Origin of the sequence: Undibacterium sp. TC4M20W (assembly GCF_049340245.1) — a bacterium.
Lineage (GTDB): Bacteria > Pseudomonadota > Gammaproteobacteria > Burkholderiales > Burkholderiaceae_D > Undibacterium.
The window spans coordinates 320264-337130 of the sequence record NZ_JBMPPI010000004.1 but is presented as its reverse complement, the minus strand read 5'-3'; the positions used below and the strand labels follow the sequence as shown (position 1 = coordinate 337130).

Annotated in this window: 23 protein-coding genes; all 23 read right to left on the bottom strand. The window is 51.0% G+C overall.

Annotation, left to right across the window (positions count from 1 at the left end; translation table 11 throughout):
* Positions 1 to 29 precede the first annotated feature (29 nt).
* The 23 genes from tatB to ACO0LL_RS07750 all read right to left on the bottom strand — a co-directional run bounded on the left by tatB (position 30) and on the right by ACO0LL_RS07750 (position 16610).
* Positions 30 to 515, bottom strand: coding sequence for a Sec-independent protein translocase protein TatB (gene tatB / locus ACO0LL_RS07860; protein WP_422950323.1), 486 nt, complete (start codon positions 513 to 515; stop codon positions 30 to 32).
* 46 nt (positions 516 to 561) lie between these two features.
* On the bottom strand, positions 562 to 783 hold the full coding sequence (gene tatA, locus ACO0LL_RS07855; protein ID WP_422950322.1) for a Sec-independent protein translocase subunit TatA: 222 nt from the start codon (positions 781 to 783) through the stop codon (positions 562 to 564).
* Positions 784 to 901: 118 nt separating this feature from the next.
* Positions 902 to 1273, bottom strand: a complete 372-nt coding sequence (locus tag ACO0LL_RS07850) for a histidine triad nucleotide-binding protein (protein WP_422950321.1) — start codon at positions 1271 to 1273, stop codon at positions 902 to 904.
* 47 nt (positions 1274 to 1320) lie between these two features.
* Positions 1321 to 1674 (bottom strand): phosphoribosyl-ATP diphosphatase, encoded by a 354-nt coding sequence (locus tag ACO0LL_RS07845; RefSeq protein WP_162060926.1) that lies wholly within the window; start codon positions 1672 to 1674, stop codon positions 1321 to 1323.
* Positions 1671 to 2072 carry a phosphoribosyl-AMP cyclohydrolase gene (gene hisI, locus ACO0LL_RS07840; RefSeq protein ID WP_162043491.1) on the bottom strand — a complete coding sequence of 134 codons (402 nt, stop codon included), beginning with the start codon at positions 2070 to 2072 and terminating at the stop codon, positions 1671 to 1673. Before hisI ends, ACO0LL_RS07845 begins: the two co-directional genes overlap by 4 nt.
* Positions 2069 to 2833, bottom strand: a complete 765-nt coding sequence (gene hisF, locus ACO0LL_RS07835; protein WP_110256503.1) for an imidazole glycerol phosphate synthase subunit HisF — start codon at positions 2831 to 2833, stop codon at positions 2069 to 2071. Before hisF ends, hisI begins: the two co-directional genes overlap by 4 nt.
* Positions 2830 to 3621, bottom strand: a complete 792-nt coding sequence (gene hisA, locus ACO0LL_RS07830) for a 1-(5-phosphoribosyl)-5-[(5-phosphoribosylamino)methylideneamino]imidazole-4-carboxamide isomerase (protein WP_422950320.1) — start codon at positions 3619 to 3621, stop codon at positions 2830 to 2832. The genes hisF and hisA overlap by 4 nt, the downstream gene beginning before the upstream one ends.
* 100 nt (positions 3622 to 3721) lie before the next feature.
* Positions 3722 to 4360 carry an imidazole glycerol phosphate synthase subunit HisH gene (gene hisH / locus ACO0LL_RS07825; RefSeq protein WP_422950319.1) on the bottom strand — a complete coding sequence of 213 codons (639 nt, stop codon included), beginning with the start codon at positions 4358 to 4360 and terminating at the stop codon, positions 3722 to 3724.
* A gap of 67 nt (positions 4361 to 4427) precedes the next feature.
* Positions 4428 to 5030, bottom strand: a complete 603-nt coding sequence (gene hisB / locus ACO0LL_RS07820; RefSeq protein ID WP_110256500.1) for an imidazoleglycerol-phosphate dehydratase HisB — start codon at positions 5028 to 5030, stop codon at positions 4428 to 4430.
* The gene (hisC, locus tag ACO0LL_RS07815; RefSeq protein ID WP_422950318.1) at positions 5027 to 6103 is read right to left on the bottom strand and encodes a histidinol-phosphate transaminase; all 1077 of its coding nucleotides are present in this window, start codon (positions 6101 to 6103) and stop codon (positions 5027 to 5029) included. Before hisC ends, hisB begins: the two co-directional genes overlap by 4 nt.
* A 70-nt stretch (positions 6104 to 6173) precedes the next feature.
* Positions 6174 to 6947 (bottom strand): DNA-methyltransferase, encoded by a 774-nt coding sequence (locus tag ACO0LL_RS07810; protein ID WP_422950317.1) that lies wholly within the window; start codon positions 6945 to 6947, stop codon positions 6174 to 6176.
* 43 nt (positions 6948 to 6990) lie between these two features.
* Positions 6991 to 8307, bottom strand: coding sequence for a histidinol dehydrogenase (gene hisD, locus ACO0LL_RS07805; protein WP_422950316.1), 1317 nt, complete (start codon positions 8305 to 8307; stop codon positions 6991 to 6993).
* 17 nt (positions 8308 to 8324) lie between these two features.
* Positions 8325 to 8990: an ATP phosphoribosyltransferase gene (hisG, locus tag ACO0LL_RS07800; protein WP_422950315.1), complete on the bottom strand. Its 666-nt coding sequence runs from the start codon at positions 8988 to 8990 to the stop codon at positions 8325 to 8327.
* The gene (gene murA, locus ACO0LL_RS07795; protein ID WP_422950314.1) at positions 8991 to 10241 is read right to left on the bottom strand and encodes a UDP-N-acetylglucosamine 1-carboxyvinyltransferase; all 1251 of its coding nucleotides are present in this window, start codon (positions 10239 to 10241) and stop codon (positions 8991 to 8993) included.
* On the bottom strand, positions 10241 to 10477 hold the full coding sequence (locus ACO0LL_RS07790) for a BolA family protein (protein WP_162043501.1): 237 nt from the start codon (positions 10475 to 10477) through the stop codon (positions 10241 to 10243). The genes murA and ACO0LL_RS07790 overlap by 1 nt, the downstream gene beginning before the upstream one ends.
* Before the next feature lie 77 nt (positions 10478 to 10554).
* Positions 10555 to 11310, bottom strand: coding sequence for an ABC transporter permease (locus tag ACO0LL_RS07785; protein ID WP_422950361.1), 756 nt, complete (start codon positions 11308 to 11310; stop codon positions 10555 to 10557).
* 5 nt (positions 11311 to 11315) lie between these two features.
* Entirely contained in the window at positions 11316 to 12236 is a 921-nt protein-coding gene (locus ACO0LL_RS07780) for an ABC transporter ATP-binding protein (RefSeq protein ID WP_422950360.1), read from the bottom strand.
* 196 nt (positions 12237 to 12432) lie between these two features.
* Positions 12433 to 12708: an STAS domain-containing protein gene (locus ACO0LL_RS07775; protein WP_422950313.1), complete on the bottom strand. Its 276-nt coding sequence runs from the start codon at positions 12706 to 12708 to the stop codon at positions 12433 to 12435.
* A 66-nt stretch (positions 12709 to 12774) separates the two neighbouring features.
* On the bottom strand, positions 12775 to 13425 hold the full coding sequence (locus tag ACO0LL_RS07770) for an MlaC/ttg2D family ABC transporter substrate-binding protein (RefSeq protein ID WP_422950312.1): 651 nt from the start codon (positions 13423 to 13425) through the stop codon (positions 12775 to 12777).
* Positions 13426 to 13667: 242 nt separating this feature from the next.
* Entirely contained in the window at positions 13668 to 14444 is a 777-nt protein-coding gene (locus ACO0LL_RS07765) for an MlaA family lipoprotein (protein WP_422950311.1), read from the bottom strand.
* A complete protein-coding gene (mlaD, locus tag ACO0LL_RS07760) occupies positions 14428 to 14916 on the bottom strand; it encodes an outer membrane lipid asymmetry maintenance protein MlaD (RefSeq protein ID WP_422950310.1) in 489 nt (162 codons plus the stop codon). Before mlaD ends, ACO0LL_RS07765 begins: the two co-directional genes overlap by 17 nt.
* 123 nt (positions 14917 to 15039) lie before the next feature.
* A complete protein-coding gene (mlaE, locus tag ACO0LL_RS07755; RefSeq protein WP_422950309.1) occupies positions 15040 to 15810 on the bottom strand; it encodes a lipid asymmetry maintenance ABC transporter permease subunit MlaE in 771 nt (256 codons plus the stop codon).
* Positions 15807 to 16610: an ABC transporter ATP-binding protein gene (locus ACO0LL_RS07750; RefSeq protein ID WP_422950308.1), complete on the bottom strand. Its 804-nt coding sequence runs from the start codon at positions 16608 to 16610 to the stop codon at positions 15807 to 15809. Before ACO0LL_RS07750 ends, mlaE begins: the two co-directional genes overlap by 4 nt.
* Positions 16611 to 16867 lie beyond the last annotated feature (257 nt).

Here is a 16867-nt window from a genome sequence, read left to right as displayed (position 1 = left end):
TTATAAAAACGCAAAGACATAAGCGAAAATTAAAAGAAGCTGCCGCCAGATCGGGGATAGGCACGATGACGCGCCATTCTTGCCGATCCAGAGATAATATGCTGGCGCTGGCCGTGGCGGTTTTTATACCAGGCAGGCAGTGCCGAAGTGCGCGCGAGTTTTTTTCGGCGGAAGTTTTTTGCCTTGACCGCCAGTTGCTCAGGCGTGGCCGTATGCAACAAGGCGGTATCAGTTTCCTGACCCAGATTGCGCAATTCCTGCTCAGTCTCGGACCAGGTCTTGTGTATCGATTGCTCTACATTCTGCGCCGCATCGTGCACATCTTTATGCATCTTGCGCAATTCTTCCAGCTCAATTTCGCGGCTGACTTCAGATTTGACGTCATTGATGTAACGCTGCGCACGTCCCAGCAAGGTACCGGCCATTCTTGCCACCTTGGGCAATTTTTCAGGGCCAATCACGATCAAAGCAACCACACCTATCAAGGCGAGTTTGCTGATTCCCAGGTCTATCATGGGTAAAACCTACATAAAAAATCCAGATTACCGGTAAAGAATGCAATCACAGTTTGGATTTTTCTTTGGCTTCTACATCTATCGTGCTTTTGTCGGCAACTTGCTGAGATCCTGCAGCAGCCTTGTCTTCTTCACCCTTGAGGCCATCTTTGAAACCCTTAACGGCTTTACCCAGATCAGGGCCGATATTGGCGATCTTTTTTGTACCAAACACAACAACAACGATAGCCAGCACCACCAGCCAATGCCAAATACTGAATGAACCCATGATGTACTCCTTATGAGAGTCTTGCTCTCGAAAAATATGAATAGAAACCCGCGATTATCAAACCCAGCCATATCACAGTGTCAGCTCAGCGTCTGTTCACTGTCGGTCATCTGGTAGATCAGCGTTGTCCTCGCCAAGGCTTGGGGCCACCTATCACATGCATATGCAGATGATACACCTCTTGCCCACCATCCGGTCCGGTGTTGATGAGGGTTTTGTAACCGCCCGTTAAGCTGCCATCAGCCTCTTGCACCGGTGCACATCCTTGCTCCTGTGCCAATTTTGGCGCCAAAGCAAGCATTTTTCCCAACAAAACCGAATGCTCAGCTTGCACTGAAGACAAGGTATCGATATGTACTTTGGGGATAATCAACAGGTGCACAGGGGCAGCCGGGTTGATATCTTTAAAGGCCAGCAATTCTTCATCTTCATAGACACTGGCGGATGGAATTTGTTTTGCGGCAATCTTACAAAAAATACAGTTATCCACGTTTTATCCGTTCTTTTCAACAAGACGCATGATGTCAAATGATGGCTTCACGCATCCTTGCGTGCTGCCTTTTCTTCAATACCAGAAATACCTTCGCGCCTTGCCAGCTCGTCCAGCACCTGCTGAGGGCTGAGATCATACTGCGCTAACATGACAAGCGAATGAAACCACAGGTCAGCACACTCATATAAAAGCTTGGACGCATCACCAGACACGCGTGCATCCTTGGCGGCCATGACAGTTTCTGTTGCTTCTTCGCCTATCTTTTTCAAGATGGCATCGTCACCCTTGGAAAACAGGCGGGCGACATAGGACTTGTCCGGGTCACCACCATTCACCAGTTTACGGCTTTCTATGATCTCTGCCAGACGCTGTAAAGTCTGTATTTGTGTATTACTCATTTGTAGATGCTTTCCGGATCTTTCAAGACCGGATCAACTGCCTGCCAGTCACCATCATTGAGACTACCTTCAAATTTCTGGAAGAAACAGGAATGGCGGCCAGTGTGGCAGGCGATGCTGTCAATCTGTTCTATCTTCAGCAAGACCACATCTTCGTCGCAATCAATGCGGATTTCTTTGACCTTCTGGATATGACCCGACTCTTCGCCTTTGTGCCAGAGCTTCTTGCGTGAACGACTCCAGTAAACCGCCTCACCCAGCTCTACGGTTTTAGAGAGGGCATCGCGGTTCATCCAGGCAAACATCAGAATATCGTTGCTGCTGGCCTCTTGTGCAATGACAGGTACCAGGCCGTTTTCATCCCATTTGACCTTGTTCAACCATTTTGCCGCGCTCATGACAACCTCATCGGTATATGTTGTGCAGCCATAAATTGCTTGGCCTCGCCTACTGTATGTTGTCCGTAATGGAAGATGCTGGCAGCCAGTACCGCATCTGCCCCACCTACCTTGATGCCATCCGCCAGGTCTTGCAAACCACCAACGCCACCTGAGGCGATGACGGGTATGGATACTGCGTCCGACACTGCACGGGTCAGGCCCAGATCAAAACCGGAACGCGTGCCATCCTTATCCATGCTGGTCAGCAGGATTTCCCCTGCACCGAGTTTGGCCATATGCTGCGCCCATTCAACCGCATCCAGGCCCGTGGCATTGCGGCCACCGTGGGTGAATACTTCCCACTTGCCTGGCCCTACGTTCTTGGCATCAATCGCGACGACTATGCATTGCGAACCATATTTATGCGCAGCATCCGCCACCAATTGCGGATTGGTCACGGCAGAAGTATTGATGCCCACTTTGTCCGCACCGGCATTCAGTAAACGGCGTACATCAGCCACCGTGCGCACTCCGCCACCGACAGTCAGCGGAATGAATACTTGCGAAGCCACAGCTTCGATAATCGGCAAGATCAGGTCGCGGCCATCGGAAGACGCAGTGATATCGAGAAAAGTAATTTCATCTGCGCCCTGCCCGTCATAGCGGCGGGCGATTTCTACCGGATCACCGGCATCGCGCAGTTCCTGGAAATTAATGCCCTTGACGACACGACCAGCGGTCACGTCCAGACAAGGGATAATACGTTTGGCTAAGCTCATTCAGTTTCTTCTTCATCATCGAATTCACCGCTGAGTTCATCGGCACGGTCTTGTGCCGATGACAGGTCCAGCGTGCCTTCGTAAATCGAACGGCCACAGATGACACCTTCTATACCCTCGTCCTGCACAACGCAAAGTGCTTCAACATCGGCCAGCACATGGACGCCGCCAGAAGCAATAACGGGGATGCTGACGGCTTGCGCCAGCTTGACGGTAGCTTCAATATTCACGCCGCCCATCATGCCGTCGCGGCCTATGTCGGTATAGACGATGGCCTCGACGCCATAGCCCTCAAATTTTTGGGCGAGGTCGATAACTTCATGGCCAGACAATTTGCTCCAGCCATCGGTCGCTACCTTGCCATCCTTGGCATCTATGCCAACGATAATCTGGCCGGGAAAGGCGCTGCAGGCATCTGCCAGGAACCCGGGGTTTTTGACCGCAGCCGTACCGATGATGATGTAGGACAGGCCATCGTCAAGATAGCGTTCTATGGTATCGAGATCACGGATACCGCCACCGAGTTGCACCGGGATTTCTTCGGTATCGGTTTCTTCTGCGTAGTCACGCACCGCTTGTATGATGGCTTTGACCGCCGCCTCGTTCTTGGGCTTGCCGGCAAAAGCACCGTTCAAATCCACCAGATGCAGACGACGAGCGCCCTGACGCAGCCAATGGCGCGCCATTTCGGCTGGGTCTTCAGAAAATACGGTGGCCTGGTCCATGTCGCCTTGTTTAAGGCGTACGCAGTGGCCATCTTTCAGGTCTATAGCAGGAATGAGCAGCATGATATGAAAAAAAGTAGGAACGTCAATGTGGCAATAAGAAAAGACAACACCAGTTAAAAATCAGTGTAAAAAATTTACCTCAAATACCTGGTTCGCAAGCTTACGGTTTCCAGTGTACAAAATTCTTATACAGTTGCAAGCCAGCCGTTGCGCTCTTTTCAGGGTGGAACTGGGTGGCGAAAATATTGTCACGCGCTACGGCACAGGGAAACGGGCTGCCGTAATCCGTCATGCCGACTGCATGTTGCACATTTGCAGGCTGAGCATAGTAGCTGTGAACAAAATAAAAATAGGCATCATCAGCAATATCTTGCCATAGAGCATGTGACTGCGATTGCTGTACGCGGTTCCAGCCCATTTGTGGCACTTTGTAACGCGAGCCATCTGCCTGCAATTGTCCGTCCAGTTCAAACCGCACTACCTTGCCGGGCAAGAGCCCGAGGCCAGGCGTGTCGCCTTCTTCACTGACATCGAACAGCATTTGCTCACCGACGCACACACCAAACAGGGGCTTGCTGCGGGCGGCTTCCAGCAAGGCATCTTGCAGGCCTGATTCACGCAGGCAGCTCATGCAATCCGGCATGGCGCCCTGACCTGGCAAAACGATACGATCGGCGCTGCGGATATCGGCAACTTCACCCGAGATCAGCACATTCGCCTCTGGGGCAACGGCACGCAGAGCTTGCGCTACCGAGCGCAAATTACCCATGCCGTAATCTACTACTACAATTTTATTCATAATGAATCACCAGCAAGCTGGTATCTCGTGTCTGCGATTTGTATCTGTATCGGTATTTGCATTACGATCAAAGGCTGCCTTTGGTCGAGGGTATGGTTCCTGCCGCACGCGCATCAAGCTCCGTCGCCATACGCAGGGCGCGGCCAAAGGCTTTGAACACCGTTTCGCATTGATGATGAGAATTGTCGCCGCGCAAGTTGTCGATATGCAAGCTGACTAAAGCATGGTTGACGAAACCCTGGAAAAACTCACGGGTCAGATCGACATCAAAATTGCCTATCATGGCGCGGGTAAAGGGAATATGGTATTCCAGGCCTGGGCGGCCAGAAAAGTCGATGACCACGCGTGACAAGGCCTCATCCAGCGGCACATACGCATGACCATAACGGCGTATGCCTTTTTTATCACCAATTGCCTTGGCAAATGCCTGGCCCAGGGTAATACCAACGTCTTCTACCGTGTGGTGGGCATCAATATGCAAGTCGCCTACGGCTTCTATGTCCAGATCAATCAGGCCATGACGGGCAATCTGATCCAGCATATGATCCAGAAAAGGGACGCCGGTATTGAGTTTTTGCTGGCCTGTGCCATCAAGATTAATGGCAACACGGATTTGTGTTTCATTGGTATTGCGGGTAACCGCCGCAATGCGTTCTATGGGCTTATTCATTTTGATGATAAAGATGCTGCCAGGGCAGCAAGAAAAAGAGCATTCTCTTCACGGGTGCTGACTGTGATACGCAGGCAGTTACCCAGCAGATTATGCATTTTACCTACATTTTTGACTAAAATTTTTTGTTCGCGTAATTTCACAAAGACTTGTTCGGCATTCGCAACACGTATCAACACAAAATTGGCAGCCGAAGGAAAGACTTGCACCTCTGGCAAGCTTGCCAAAACGGCCATTAATTCTGTGCGTTGCTGGCGCAATTCTGCTGCCTGCGCGTCCAGTATTTCTACTCTTGCCAAGACAAATTCTGCCGCTGCCTGCGTCAATACATTGATGTTGTAAGGCGGACGCACTTTTTCAAATTCATGCATGAGGGCATTATTACCAGCCATATAACCGAGACGTATGCCTGCCAGGCCCAGCTTGGAGACGGTGCGCATGACGATCAGATTATCAAACTCTGCCAGGCGTGACATGAAGCTGGCCTGGGCAAACGGTTGATAAGCTTCATCGACGATAACGATGCCATTTTCACCAACTGCCTGCAAAATGGCGACCATGTCGTCAGCATCGTAAAGCGTGCCCGTGGGATTATTGGGGTAAGCCAGATAAGTGATGGCAGGTTGATGTTCGGCAATAGCGGCCAGCATGGCTGCCTTGTTCAGCGTAAAATCCGGATTCAGATCTACGCCTACAAATTCCAATCCGGCAAACAGGGCCGACATGGCATACATGACAAAGCCGGGCACAGGCGCCAGCACCTTGGCACCTGGCTTTGCGCAGGCGGTGGACACCATGCTGATGAGTTCATCCGAGCCATTGCCGAGGACGATGTCATGACCAGCAGGTACACCGAGTTTGTCGGCGATCAATTGCTTGAGGCTGGCATAGGCTGGTTGTGGATAACGGTTCAGTGCTACGCCTGCCAGATGCTTGGCCAGTTCCTGCTGCATATCGGGCGGCAGCAGGTAAGGGTTTTCCATCGCATCCAGCTTCAGGAAACCGCTGGCGTCCGGCACGTGATAAGCGGACAGGCTGGCGATTTCAGGACGTATCAGTTTGGTGATGCTCAATTCTTTGCTCCATGTTCAGGGCTTACATCGAAAATCGCGCAGACTACCGCTCAACACCGTTCAACACAAATCAGGCAGGAAGTGCTTCCGTGTCGATTGAGGCCAGGCGATTTTCTATCATTGCGCAATAGTCGGGATTTAATTCAAATCCGACAAAATCACGCCCGCAACGTTTGGCAGCTACGGCGGTGGTGCCACTGCCCATGAAGGGATCGAGTACAACACCGCCGGGTGGGCAGGAAGCCTTGATCATGCGCTCGATGATTTCGAGCGGTTTTTGGGTAGGATGTTCTTCACGTTCGGCATGCTCTCTGTGCAGGCGCGAGACGCTCCAGACATCCTTGGGATTGAATCCCATTTCCAGCCACTTCGCACCCTCAAAAATCTTGCGGCTGCGGGCTTTCTTGGTGGCTGCATCGTACGGGATGCGTATGGCATCCAGGTCAAAATAATAATCTTTGGCTTTGACAAAAAAGCCTATGGTGTCATGTACCGATGAATATTTTCTTACCGTGCCCCCCATCGACGGCACACGCCTGTCCCAGATGATTTCATTCATCATGCTCATACGCTGCTTGAGCATGACAAAGACTTCAGGCGAATAACGCCAGGTCAGGAAGATATACAGGCTGCCATTGGCTTTCAGCTTGGGCAGGGCCAGATCTATCCACTGCGCCATCCATTCCAGATAGGCAGCAGATTCCATCTTGTCTGACTCGTTGCCATAATCCTTGCCCAGACCATACGGTGGATCAGCCAGCAATAAGTCTATGCTGCCATCAGGCAGACGCGCCAGACCTTGCAGCGCATCTTCACAAAAAACCTGGTTACGCCATTCGGCCATCATATGCAGGTATAGGTATTCATGGCAGCCAGCAATTTTACTTTCATGACTTGAGCCGCAATTCTGCACTGCGCGCGTGAGCCTGCAAGCCTTCGCCATAGGCCAGTTCAGCAGCTACTTTACCGAGGGTTTGTGCGCCCTGTTCACTGACAAAAATCATCGATGAACGTTTTTGGAAATCGTAGACACCCAGCGGTGATGAGAAACGTGCCGTGCGTGACGTTGGCAAGACATGGTTGGGACCAGCGCAATAATCACCCAGGGATTCGGACGAATAACGACCGAGGAACATGGCACCGGCATGACGTATCTTGTCAGCCCATTGCTGAGGGTTTTCTGCAGAAATTTCCAAATGTTCAGCCGCGATGCTGTTGGCAATTTCGCAGGCTTCATCCATATCGCGCACCTTGATCAGTGCACCGCGATTGGCCAGAGAAGTGCGTATCACTTCATGTCTGGGCATGTCAGGCAGCAGTTTGATGATGCTGGCTTGCACGGCTTCGATATAGGCTTCATCCGGACACAATAAAATGGATTGCGCCAGCTCATCATGTTCAGCCTGTGAAAACAAATCCATGGCAACCCAGTCAGGGTCTGTCGTGCCATCGCACAAGACCAGAATCTCGGATGGACCGGCAATCATGTCTATGCCAACCACGCCAAACACACGGCGCTTGGCGGCGGCCACATAGGCATTGCCCGGGCCTACGATTTTATCGACAGCAGGTATGCTTGCTGTGCCATAGGCCAAAGCGCCTACAGCCTGGGCACCACCTATCGTAAACACGCGGTCAACACCGGAGATGGCTGCAGCTGCCAAGACCAGGGGATTTTTTACGCCGTCTGGCGTAGGCACCACCATGATGATTTCTTTGACACCTGCCACCTTGGCCGGTATCGCATTCATCAATACTGACGATGGATAAGCTGCCTTGCCGCCGGGTACGTAGATACCAACGCGATCCAGGGGCGTGACTTTTTGGCCAAGCACGGTGCCATCAGCTTCGGTATAGCTAAAACCGGCAGAGCCACATTCTGTCTTTTGAATTTCGTGATAGGCGCGCACGCGTGCTGCTGCAGTTTCCAGCGCAGTGCGGCGCTCGACATTCAATGAAGCCAGTGCAGCCTGCATTTCTTCCTGCGTCAACTCCAGCGCGGCAACGCTGCTAGCGCTCAGGCGGTCAAAACGATTGGTCGCTTCCAGCACGGCAGTGTCGCCGCTGGTTTTGACACTGGCCAGAATTTGCGCAGCGGCGCGGTCTATCGCTTCATCTTCACTCGCTTCAAAAGCCAGCAGTGAACTCAGTTTCCTGGAAAAATCTGCATCTGTCGTATCAAGCCGGGTAATCAGGGATGCCATGCTGTTCTCTTGGTCAATTATGCATTTGCCTTGGAGGCACGATCAAATGCTTCCAATATGGGTTGCAAGCGTTCACGCTTCAATTTCAGTGCTGCCTGGTTAACTACCAAGCGCGAAGAAATTTCCATGATGTGTTCAACCTCAACCAGATTATTCGCACGCAGGGTGCTGCCGGTACTGACCAGATCGACGATTGCATCTGACAAACCGACCAGTGGTGCCAGCTCCATCGAGCCATACAGCTTGATCAGATCAACGTGCACACCCTTGGCAGCAAAATGCTGGCGCGCAGTTTCTGTATATTTGGTCGCAACCCGCAGTCGTGCGCCCTGGCGTACGGCGTTTTCATAATCAAAACCCACCGACACCGCAACTGACATGCGGCATTTGGCAATATTCAGATCGATAGGCTGGTACAGGCCAGCACCGCCATGCTCATGCAAGACATCCTTGCCTGCCACACCAAAATCAGCAGCACCATATTGCACATAAGTAGGTACGTCAGACGCGCGCACGATGATGACGCGCACATCAGGATCATTGGTCGCCAAAATCAGCTTACGCGATTTCTCTGGATCTTCAGTGACGCGTATGCCTGCTGCTTCCAGCAAGGGCAGGGTTTCTTCAAAGATGCGGCCCTTGGACAAGGCTAGTGTCAATTGTGGAGTGGTGGCTGAAGACATTTATTTGACTCGCTGTATCTGTGCACCAACTGCTGAGAGTTTGACTTCCATGCGGTCATAGCCACGGTCCAGATGGTAGATACGGTCTATCAGGGTTTCACCCTCGGCCACCATGGCGGCAATCACCAGCGAGGCAGATGCGCGCAAGTCCGTTGCCATGACAGGCGCGCCTATGAGTTTATCAACACCATTGACGATGGCAGTGTGGCCGTCGATTTCTATTTTTGCACCCAGGCGGTTCATTTCCTGCACATGCATGAAACGGTTTTCGAATATCGTTTCTGTGACACGGCTTGTACCTTGCGCGATACAGTTCAGCGCCATGAATTGTGCCTGCATGTCGGTCGGGAAACCTGGATATTCAGTAGTACGGAAACCGACAGCTTTGGGACGGCTGCTCATTTGCGCGCGTATCCAGTCAGGGCCTGTCGTCAGTATCACACCGGCGTCACGCAATTTATCAAGCGCGACATCAAGGATGTCGCTGCGTGTGTTTTTCAAAGTGATGTCACCACCGGTAGCAGCTACTGCGCACAGGAAGGTTGCAGTTTCTATGCGGTCTGCGATGACGGTATGTGTCGCGCCGTGCAGGCTCTCTACACCCTGTATCACCAGGCGGTCTGTGCCTATGCCTTCTATCTTCGCACCCATGGCCACCAGCAAGTTGGCCAGGTCAGTGACTTCTGGTTCGCGTGCAGCATTTTCCAGTACGGTTTCGCCTTCGGCCAGCGTTGCTGCCATCAACAGGTTTTCTGTTCCTGTCACGGTAATCATGTCGGTGACTATGCGTGTGCCTTTGAGTTTCTTGGCCTTGGCATGGATATAGCCTGCTTCAATATTGATCTCGGCACCCATGGCCTGCAAGCCCTTGATGTGCTGATCCACAGGGCGGGAACCAATCGCACAACCACCTGGCAGCGATACCTTGGCTTCACCAAAACGTGCCAGCAAGGGGCCGAGCACGAGTATCGATGCGCGCATGGTTTTCACCAGGTCATACGGAGCTTCAAGCTTGTCTATGGCTGCGCCATTGAGTACGGTCACCCCGTTTTCCTGAGTGACTTGCAGACCCATCTGACGCAGCAATTTGAGCATGGTGCTGACATCTTGCAGCGACGGCACATTGTGCAATTCGACGTTACCGGAAGTCAGCAAGCCGGCACACAGGATAGGCAGTGCAGCATTTTTTGCACCGGAAATCGTGATGTCACCATTCAGGCGATTGCCGCCCGTGATCAATAATTTATCCATTATGCAGCGTACTCTTCTGGCGTCAGGGTTTTCATGGAAAGCGCATGTATTTCTTCACGCATGCGATCACCGAGAACGGCATAGACAATCTGGTGACGCTGTATCGGACGCTTGCCAGCGAAGGCAGCAGAAACGATCACGGCATTAAAGTGCTGGCCGTCGCCTTCGACTTCCAGGTGTGTACATTCCAGACCGGCTGCAATGTAATTTTTAATTTGTTCGGGCGTAGGAAACACGGCTAACTCTCTTGATCAAAATGGTGAAGCAATTGTTGTACTTAATATCTTATTCTGTGGCGTACTCAGTGTCTCACTCAGTGCCTTAATTTATATCCACGTTTCAACATCTGGATGGCAATCGTCGCCAGCAATAATGAGAAAACTGTAACGATCATCAGGCTATGCAGAGGATCAACGTCGGACTTGCCGAAGAAACCAAAACGGAAGCCATCTATCATGTAGAAAAACGGATTGAAACGCGAAATACTTTGCCAGATGCCGGGCAGGGAATGAATGGAATAAAACACACCCGACAGGAAAGTCGCAGGCATGATCAAAAAGTTTTGGAAAGCCGCGAGCTGGTCAAATTTCTCTGCCCAGATACCGGCAATCAAACCCATGGTACCCAGCATGGCAGCACCAAGGAAAGCGAAAATCGCTATCCACCATGGCGCAACGAAATGCAGGTCAGCAAACCAGGCAGTGACGATAAACACACCGGCACCGACAGCAACACCACGCAAAATCGCCGCTAGTACATAGGCACTGAAAATTTCCCAGTGTGACAGTGGTGGCAAGAGGATGAACACCAGGTTACCCGTAATCTTGGACTGAATCAGCGAAGAAGATGAATTCGCAAACGCATTTTGCAAGACACTCATCATGACCAGACCAGGCACCAGAAAGGCCGTGTATTTAACGCCAGGATAAACCTGTACATGATCTTCCAGCACATGGCCAAAAATCAGCAAATACAGGATGGCCGTCATGATGGGCGCAGTGATGGTTTGTGTCGCCACTTTCCAGAAGCGCAAAACTTCTTTGTAAAACAGGGTATTAAAACCGGTCAAGCTGCTCATTTGCTGCCCTCCATAATTTGCAGGAAGACATCTTCCAGATCAGCTTGCAATAAATGCATATCTTCGATGACACAACCATCAGCACGGAAAGCAGCCAGCATGCCTTCGACCTGGTTGTAGTCAGTTACGCGCAGGGCAAACTGGCGTGGGTCTGACGGGGTTTCATGGGTAATTACCTTATCACGCAAGCTGGCAGGCAAAGTCACTACACCACTGGCTGCCAGGGTGATGCGCAATTGTGAACCCGAGATGCGCTTGATCAGATTGGCGGTGCTATCCAGCGCCACGACCTTGCCCAGTTTCAGCATGGCGATGCGGTTACACAAGGCTTGTGCTTCTTCGAGGTAATGTGTGGTCAGGACGACAGTATGGCCTTCGCGGTTCAGGCGGGCGATGAATTGCCACAGGGTCTGGCGCAGTTCCACATCGACGCCGGCCGTCGGCTCATCGAGAACGATGACAGGTGGTTTGTGTACCAGCGCTTGCGCCACCAGTACCCGGCGCTTCATGCCGCCTGACAGCGCGCGCATATTGACGTCGGCCTTATTGGTCAGATCGAGGTTTTCCATGACCTCGTCTATCCATTTGTCATTGTTCTTCAGGCCAAAATAGCCAGACTGCATGCGCAGGGTTTCACGCACGGTGAAGAAAGGGTCGAATACCAGCTCTTGCGGCACCACGCCCAACTTCTTGCGGGCATTGCGGTAGTCCGTGACCACATCATGACCTTGCACGGTGATGTTACCGGCATCAGCGCGATTGAGTCCTGCCAGTATGGAAATCAAAGTAGTCTTGCCAGCACCATTTGGCCCCAGCAAACCGAAAAACTCACCCTCTTCTATCGTAAGGGAGACACCGCCCAGCGCCTGTAGCGACTGGTAGCGTTTTTGTATATTGCTAATTTGTATGGCTGCCATCTGGCGTGTTTGCACTAAGTGCTCATCAGGGAATTAAGAACCGGAAAACCCGGTTTCTTGTCACTAGTTCACTATTACAGTCCACTAGAGTGACGAAACCTTTGATTATAGGGGATTTTCGGGATTTGATTTGAAATGGCATGCCTGCTTTACTGCTGAACATGCCTTTTCAAGGGAGAAACAACTCAGGATGCGATCAATGTCGCTCTGGTGTATGAAGCTGGAATTGCTCGTTGAGACCGTATAGTGCCAATAAACTCAGCAAGCTGGCAGAATAACCACTGAACTGTAGCTGCACGCCTTTCTCAATAGCCTGACGTTGCCAGGCTATCATGACCGCCACAGCGCTGGAGTCAATTTTAGTCAGCGCCGACAAGTCGAACGCTGACTGACCTGCAGCTATGGCAGACAAGCCAGCTGCAACAACTGCATTGGCATTATCATGGCTAAGCTCACCTGTTACTGTATACACAATACGTTCCCGGATTTATTTTGCGTCTTATTGTTGCGTCTTACTATTACGTCTTATTATTGCTTTTTATTTTCCGTTTTTGGCCGCACTCGCAGCTGCCAGTTTTTTATTCTTTTCAGACAGAGTCTGGATCAGACCATCAATGCCGGATTTACTGATTTCAGCAGCGAAACTGCCTTTATAGGTTTCCACCAGCCAGGCACCGAGTACATTGATATCAAAAATCTTCCAGCCAGCTGGCAATTTTTCGAGGCGATAGTTCAAGACAATTGGTTCACCGCGTGACTGTATAACCTGGGTACGTACCTCAACTTCAGTATCAGCTGCATCAGCACGCATAGGCTTGAATTCGACACGTTGATCCTTGATCTGAGAAATCGCGCCAGAATAAGTGAATACCAGCAAAGTGCGGAATTCATTGGTCAGTTGTTTTTGCTGAGCTGGCGTCGCGTCTTTCCAGCTTTTACCGGCCGCCAGGGAAGTCATGCGGGGAAAGTCTATGTATGGCAGGATTTTGCTTTCCACCATGTCATACACTTTCTTTTGATTCCCGGCCTGGATATCCTTGTCATTTTTTGCCGTATCCAGGATTTCCTGGCTCAGGCGTTTGACCAGGGCATCAGGTCCTTCCTGTGCTTGCGCTGCGCCGCTGGCCAGGCCAGTGATGAGTAAGCTGGCAAATACCAGATTAAAAAATTTTGTCAGAGTTCGTTTCATTTTATTATTCCTGTTCCTGATTTTGCGGCAAATGCCGCACATGAGCAGTTAACTTGTCAGCAGCCTCGGCGGTTGACTTAGTTCACTACACCTACACCAATTCTTACATTTGTAGGACTTACGCAAAACCGCCCCAGCTGCGTTGCAGCTCCTAGCCGTACTAAAGTACTGTCTTCGTCGCTGACGCCTTGCTGGGACAATTTTGCGTAAGTCCTGATCTGCAAATAGCGCTCAAACAATAATCAGTCTGCATCATCCGCATTAACCTGCCCTGCCCGGCGCTGCAAATAGGCGTCACGGAAGAAGACATATTTATCAAGTGCCGCTTCTTCCAGCAGGCTACCGGCATCCAGTACCGATGCACGCTTATCGACCAAACGCACCACCGAACCTATGTTCTTGATATACATCGGCCGCTTGTAGTACCACAAATCCCCGCGCATATCGACAGGCGTCGCCAGTGCATCACGTACGGTCGATGGCCCCAATACCGGCAAGACCAGATAAGGGCCGGACTTGACACCCCAGCGCCCCAGGGTCTGCCCAAAATCTTCATTATGCTTGGGCATACCAGCCGCTGAACCTATGTCGATCAGACCACCTATACCTATGGTGGTATTGACGGCAAACCGCATGACGTCGGTGACACCATCATTGACACGTCCTTGCAGCAAATTGTTCACTGCATTCCAGACGTCACCAATATTGCTGAAAAAATTGCCAATCCCAGTCTGTACAAAACTTGGCGTAGCAGCACGGTAAGCCTGCGCCACCGGTTTGACGACCGCCGTATCAACAGTGTCGTTAAAGCTGAACATGGCACGGTTGAAACCTTCCAGCGGATCACGCGGGTTCTTACCTATATTGGTCTTGGTGCTCAATACATCAAGGGTCTGGTCAGCCTTATCCTTGATTTTCTCTACCGAAACTGTGCTGCAACCGGTCAGCAATACACTGGCCATCAACAGCAACATGGCTAACATCCTGCTGCTTGCAGGAAACTTATTTGTTCTTGTCATTTTTCTCTTCCGTATTACCGTCTGCTGCTTTGCTGAACAGGAACTGACTGATCAGGCTTTCGAGCACGATGGCATCTTGGGTAAATGTAATTCTGTCACCTGCAGCCAGCAATTTTTCATCGCTGCCTGCGGTCAAACCTATATATTGCTCACCAAGCAAACCCGCGGTCAGTATCTTGATGGACGAATTTTTTGGGAATTTGTAACGCTTTTCCAATTCCATGACGACAGTTGCCTGATAAGTTTTATCGTCAAACTTGATTTCACTGATGCGGCCCACTACCACGCCTGCACTTTTCACTGCGGCCCTGGGCTTGAGCCCGCCGATATTGTCAAAGCGCCCGGTAACAGTATACGTCTGCTCAAAGGACAGAGAGCTTAAATTGCCCGCCTTGAGTGCCAGAAACAACAGCGCAGCCGCACCCAGCAAGACGAACAGGCCTACCCAAAAGTCGAGAGATTTTTTTTGCATTTTTCTTTTCCACCTATTTCTTGCGATTTCTTACAGTTTTGCCATGCACACAGCCACTTTGCAGGCCAGGCAAATAACTCATTTTGCTCTACCCGCACAGCAAAATATGCGGATCAGGGCCAACTACTGGAACATCAATGCCGTCAACAGGAAATCCAGCCACAACACCAGCAATGAAGATATGACCACAGTCCTGGTCGTGGCACGCGCTACACCTTCAGGCGTAGGCTGCGCTTCATAGCCCTGGAATAATGCAACAAAGCTTACTGCAAAACCAAAGACGATGCTTTTGACGACGCCGTTACCAATATCCTGGAATACTGCGACGCCTGCCTGCATTTGCGACCAGAAAGCGCCATTATCGACACCGATCAGTTTCACGCCAACAATATAACCACCAATAATGCCCATGGCATTGAAGATGGAAGTCAATATCGGCAAGGCGATGATGCCAGCCAGAAAACGCGGTGCCAGCACCCTTTGGATAGGGTTGACTGCCATCATTTCCATTGCTGCCAGTTGCTCGCCAGCTTTCATCAAGCCTATCTCAGCGGTCAGCGATGTACCTGCACGCCCAGCAAACAGCAAGGCGGTTACCACCGGGCCCAGTTCACGCACCAGCGACAGGGCAACCAAAAGACCCAGCGCCTCTTCCGATCCATAACGGTTCAGGGTGTAATAACCCTGATAGGCCAGCACAAAGCCGACAAACAATCCCGACACGGCAATAATCAACATCGAATAATTGCCGATGAAATGAATCTGGTCCGTGACCAGACGTGGCCTGCGCCACAAACCACCGCAACTCATCAATATCGAAAAAAAGCTGCGGGCCGAATAGCCCAGGTCAGCCATGGTCGATCTGACAAAACCGCCGATTTTTTCTACGATCATGTGCGCTTCTCCAAACCCAGGTCCGCCTGCAGGGATGCACCGGGATAATGGAAAGGCACGGGTCCATCTGCCTCTGCATGCACAAACTGTTTTACATAGGGGTCTTCTGAGGCCCGCATTTCTTCTGGCGTACCTTGTGCGACGATTTTGCCCTTGGACAAAAAGTAAACATAATCAGCGATCGCAAAGGTCTCATTCACATCATGTGAGACCAGAATGGACGTAGACCCCAGAGCGTCATTCAAGTTCCGTATCAAATTGGCAGCAACGCCCATGGAGATAGGGTCGAGACCAGCAAAGGGCTCGTCATACATGATCAATTCTGGGTCCAGCGCCACTGCACGCGCCAAAGCAACGCGTCTGGCCATGCCGCCTGATATTTCAGCAGGCATCAAACTGGCTGCATTACGCAAACCCACGGCCTGCAATTTCAGCAAAACCAGGTCACGTATCATGGCCTCGCTCAGGTCGGTATGTTCACGCATGGGAAAAGCCACGTTATCAAAGACACTCAAGTCAGTGAACAAGGCGCCATGCTGGAACAGCATGCCCATTTTGCGGCGGATGGCATATAAACCCTTGGTGTCCAGCTCACTAACTTCTTGCCCATTGACCTTGATACTGCCGCGTTGCGCGCGGATTTGTCCGCCTATCAGACGCAAGATCGTCGTCTTGCCTGAGCCTGACCCACCCATGACGGCAATCAGTTTACCGCGTGGGAAATCCATACGGAGTTCAGACAGGATAGTCCGGTCTCCATACCCAAACTGGATATCGCGAATTTCTACAAGATTTGGCACAGCAATGGGGGAGATAGTTTATAAAAACTAGATTGTAATGCAGAAAGGCAAAGAGGGTTGTACAGACAACTATATTAAAAAAACAACTAATTGATGAATATTCAGAATATTGCGGCTATTTCACGCAAAACGCGATAAATGCATATTTTTCCGAATTTAATTCAAATGATAGGGGCGAAAATAAATTTTTTAAATGAACGCAAAGTCAGTTATTTGCAAATATCTGTCCAAAACTGAACTGTCTGAACCCAAGCTCT

What these genes read in the sequence shown, in the direction of transcription:
- ACO0LL_RS07770 (WP_422950312.1), bottom strand. Translation starts at nt 13,425, where the DNA reads ATGAAACGAACTCTGACAAAATTTTTTAATCTGGTATTTGCCAGCTTA.
- ACO0LL_RS07845 (WP_162060926.1), bottom strand. Translation starts at nt 1,674, where the DNA reads ATGAGTAATACACAAATACAGACTTTACAGCGTCTGGCAGAGATCATA.
- tatB (WP_422950323.1), bottom strand. Translation starts at nt 515, where the DNA reads ATGATAGACCTGGGAATCAGCAAACTCGCCTTGATAGGTGTGGTTGCT.
- hisH (WP_422950319.1), bottom strand. Translation starts at nt 4,360, where the DNA reads ATGAATAAAATTGTAGTAGTAGATTACGGCATGGGTAATTTGCGCTCG.
- hisI (WP_162043491.1), bottom strand. Translation starts at nt 2,072, where the DNA reads ATGAGCGCGGCAAAATGGTTGAACAAGGTCAAATGGGATGAAAACGGC.
- hisB (WP_110256500.1), bottom strand. Translation starts at nt 5,030, where the DNA reads ATGAATAAGCCCATAGAACGCATTGCGGCGGTTACCCGCAATACCAAT.
- hisF (WP_110256503.1), bottom strand. Translation starts at nt 2,833, where the DNA reads ATGAGCTTAGCCAAACGTATTATCCCTTGTCTGGACGTGACCGCTGGT.
- ACO0LL_RS07810 (WP_422950317.1), bottom strand. Translation starts at nt 6,947, where the DNA reads ATGGCCGAATGGCGTAACCAGGTTTTTTGTGAAGATGCGCTGCAAGGT.
- tatA (WP_422950322.1), bottom strand. Translation starts at nt 783, where the DNA reads ATGGGTTCATTCAGTATTTGGCATTGGCTGGTGGTGCTGGCTATCGTT.
- hisA (WP_422950320.1), bottom strand. Translation starts at nt 3,621, where the DNA reads ATGCTGCTCATTCCTGCTATAGACCTGAAAGATGGCCACTGCGTACGC.
- ACO0LL_RS07780 (WP_422950360.1), bottom strand. Translation starts at nt 12,236, where the DNA reads ATGGCAGCCATACAAATTAGCAATATACAAAAACGCTACCAGTCGCTA.
- mlaD (WP_422950310.1), bottom strand. Translation starts at nt 14,916, where the DNA reads ATGCAAAAAAAATCTCTCGACTTTTGGGTAGGCCTGTTCGTCTTGCTG.
- hisD (WP_422950316.1), bottom strand. Translation starts at nt 8,307, where the DNA reads ATGGCATCCCTGATTACCCGGCTTGATACGACAGATGCAGATTTTTCC.
- ACO0LL_RS07765 (WP_422950311.1), bottom strand. Translation starts at nt 14,444, where the DNA reads ATGACAAGAACAAATAAGTTTCCTGCAAGCAGCAGGATGTTAGCCATG.
- mlaE (WP_422950309.1), bottom strand. Translation starts at nt 15,810, where the DNA reads ATGATCGTAGAAAAAATCGGCGGTTTTGTCAGATCGACCATGGCTGAC.
- hisG (WP_422950315.1), bottom strand. Translation starts at nt 8,990, where the DNA reads ATGTCTTCAGCCACCACTCCACAATTGACACTAGCCTTGTCCAAGGGC.
- murA (WP_422950314.1), bottom strand. Translation starts at nt 10,241, where the DNA reads ATGGATAAATTATTGATCACGGGCGGCAATCGCCTGAATGGTGACATC.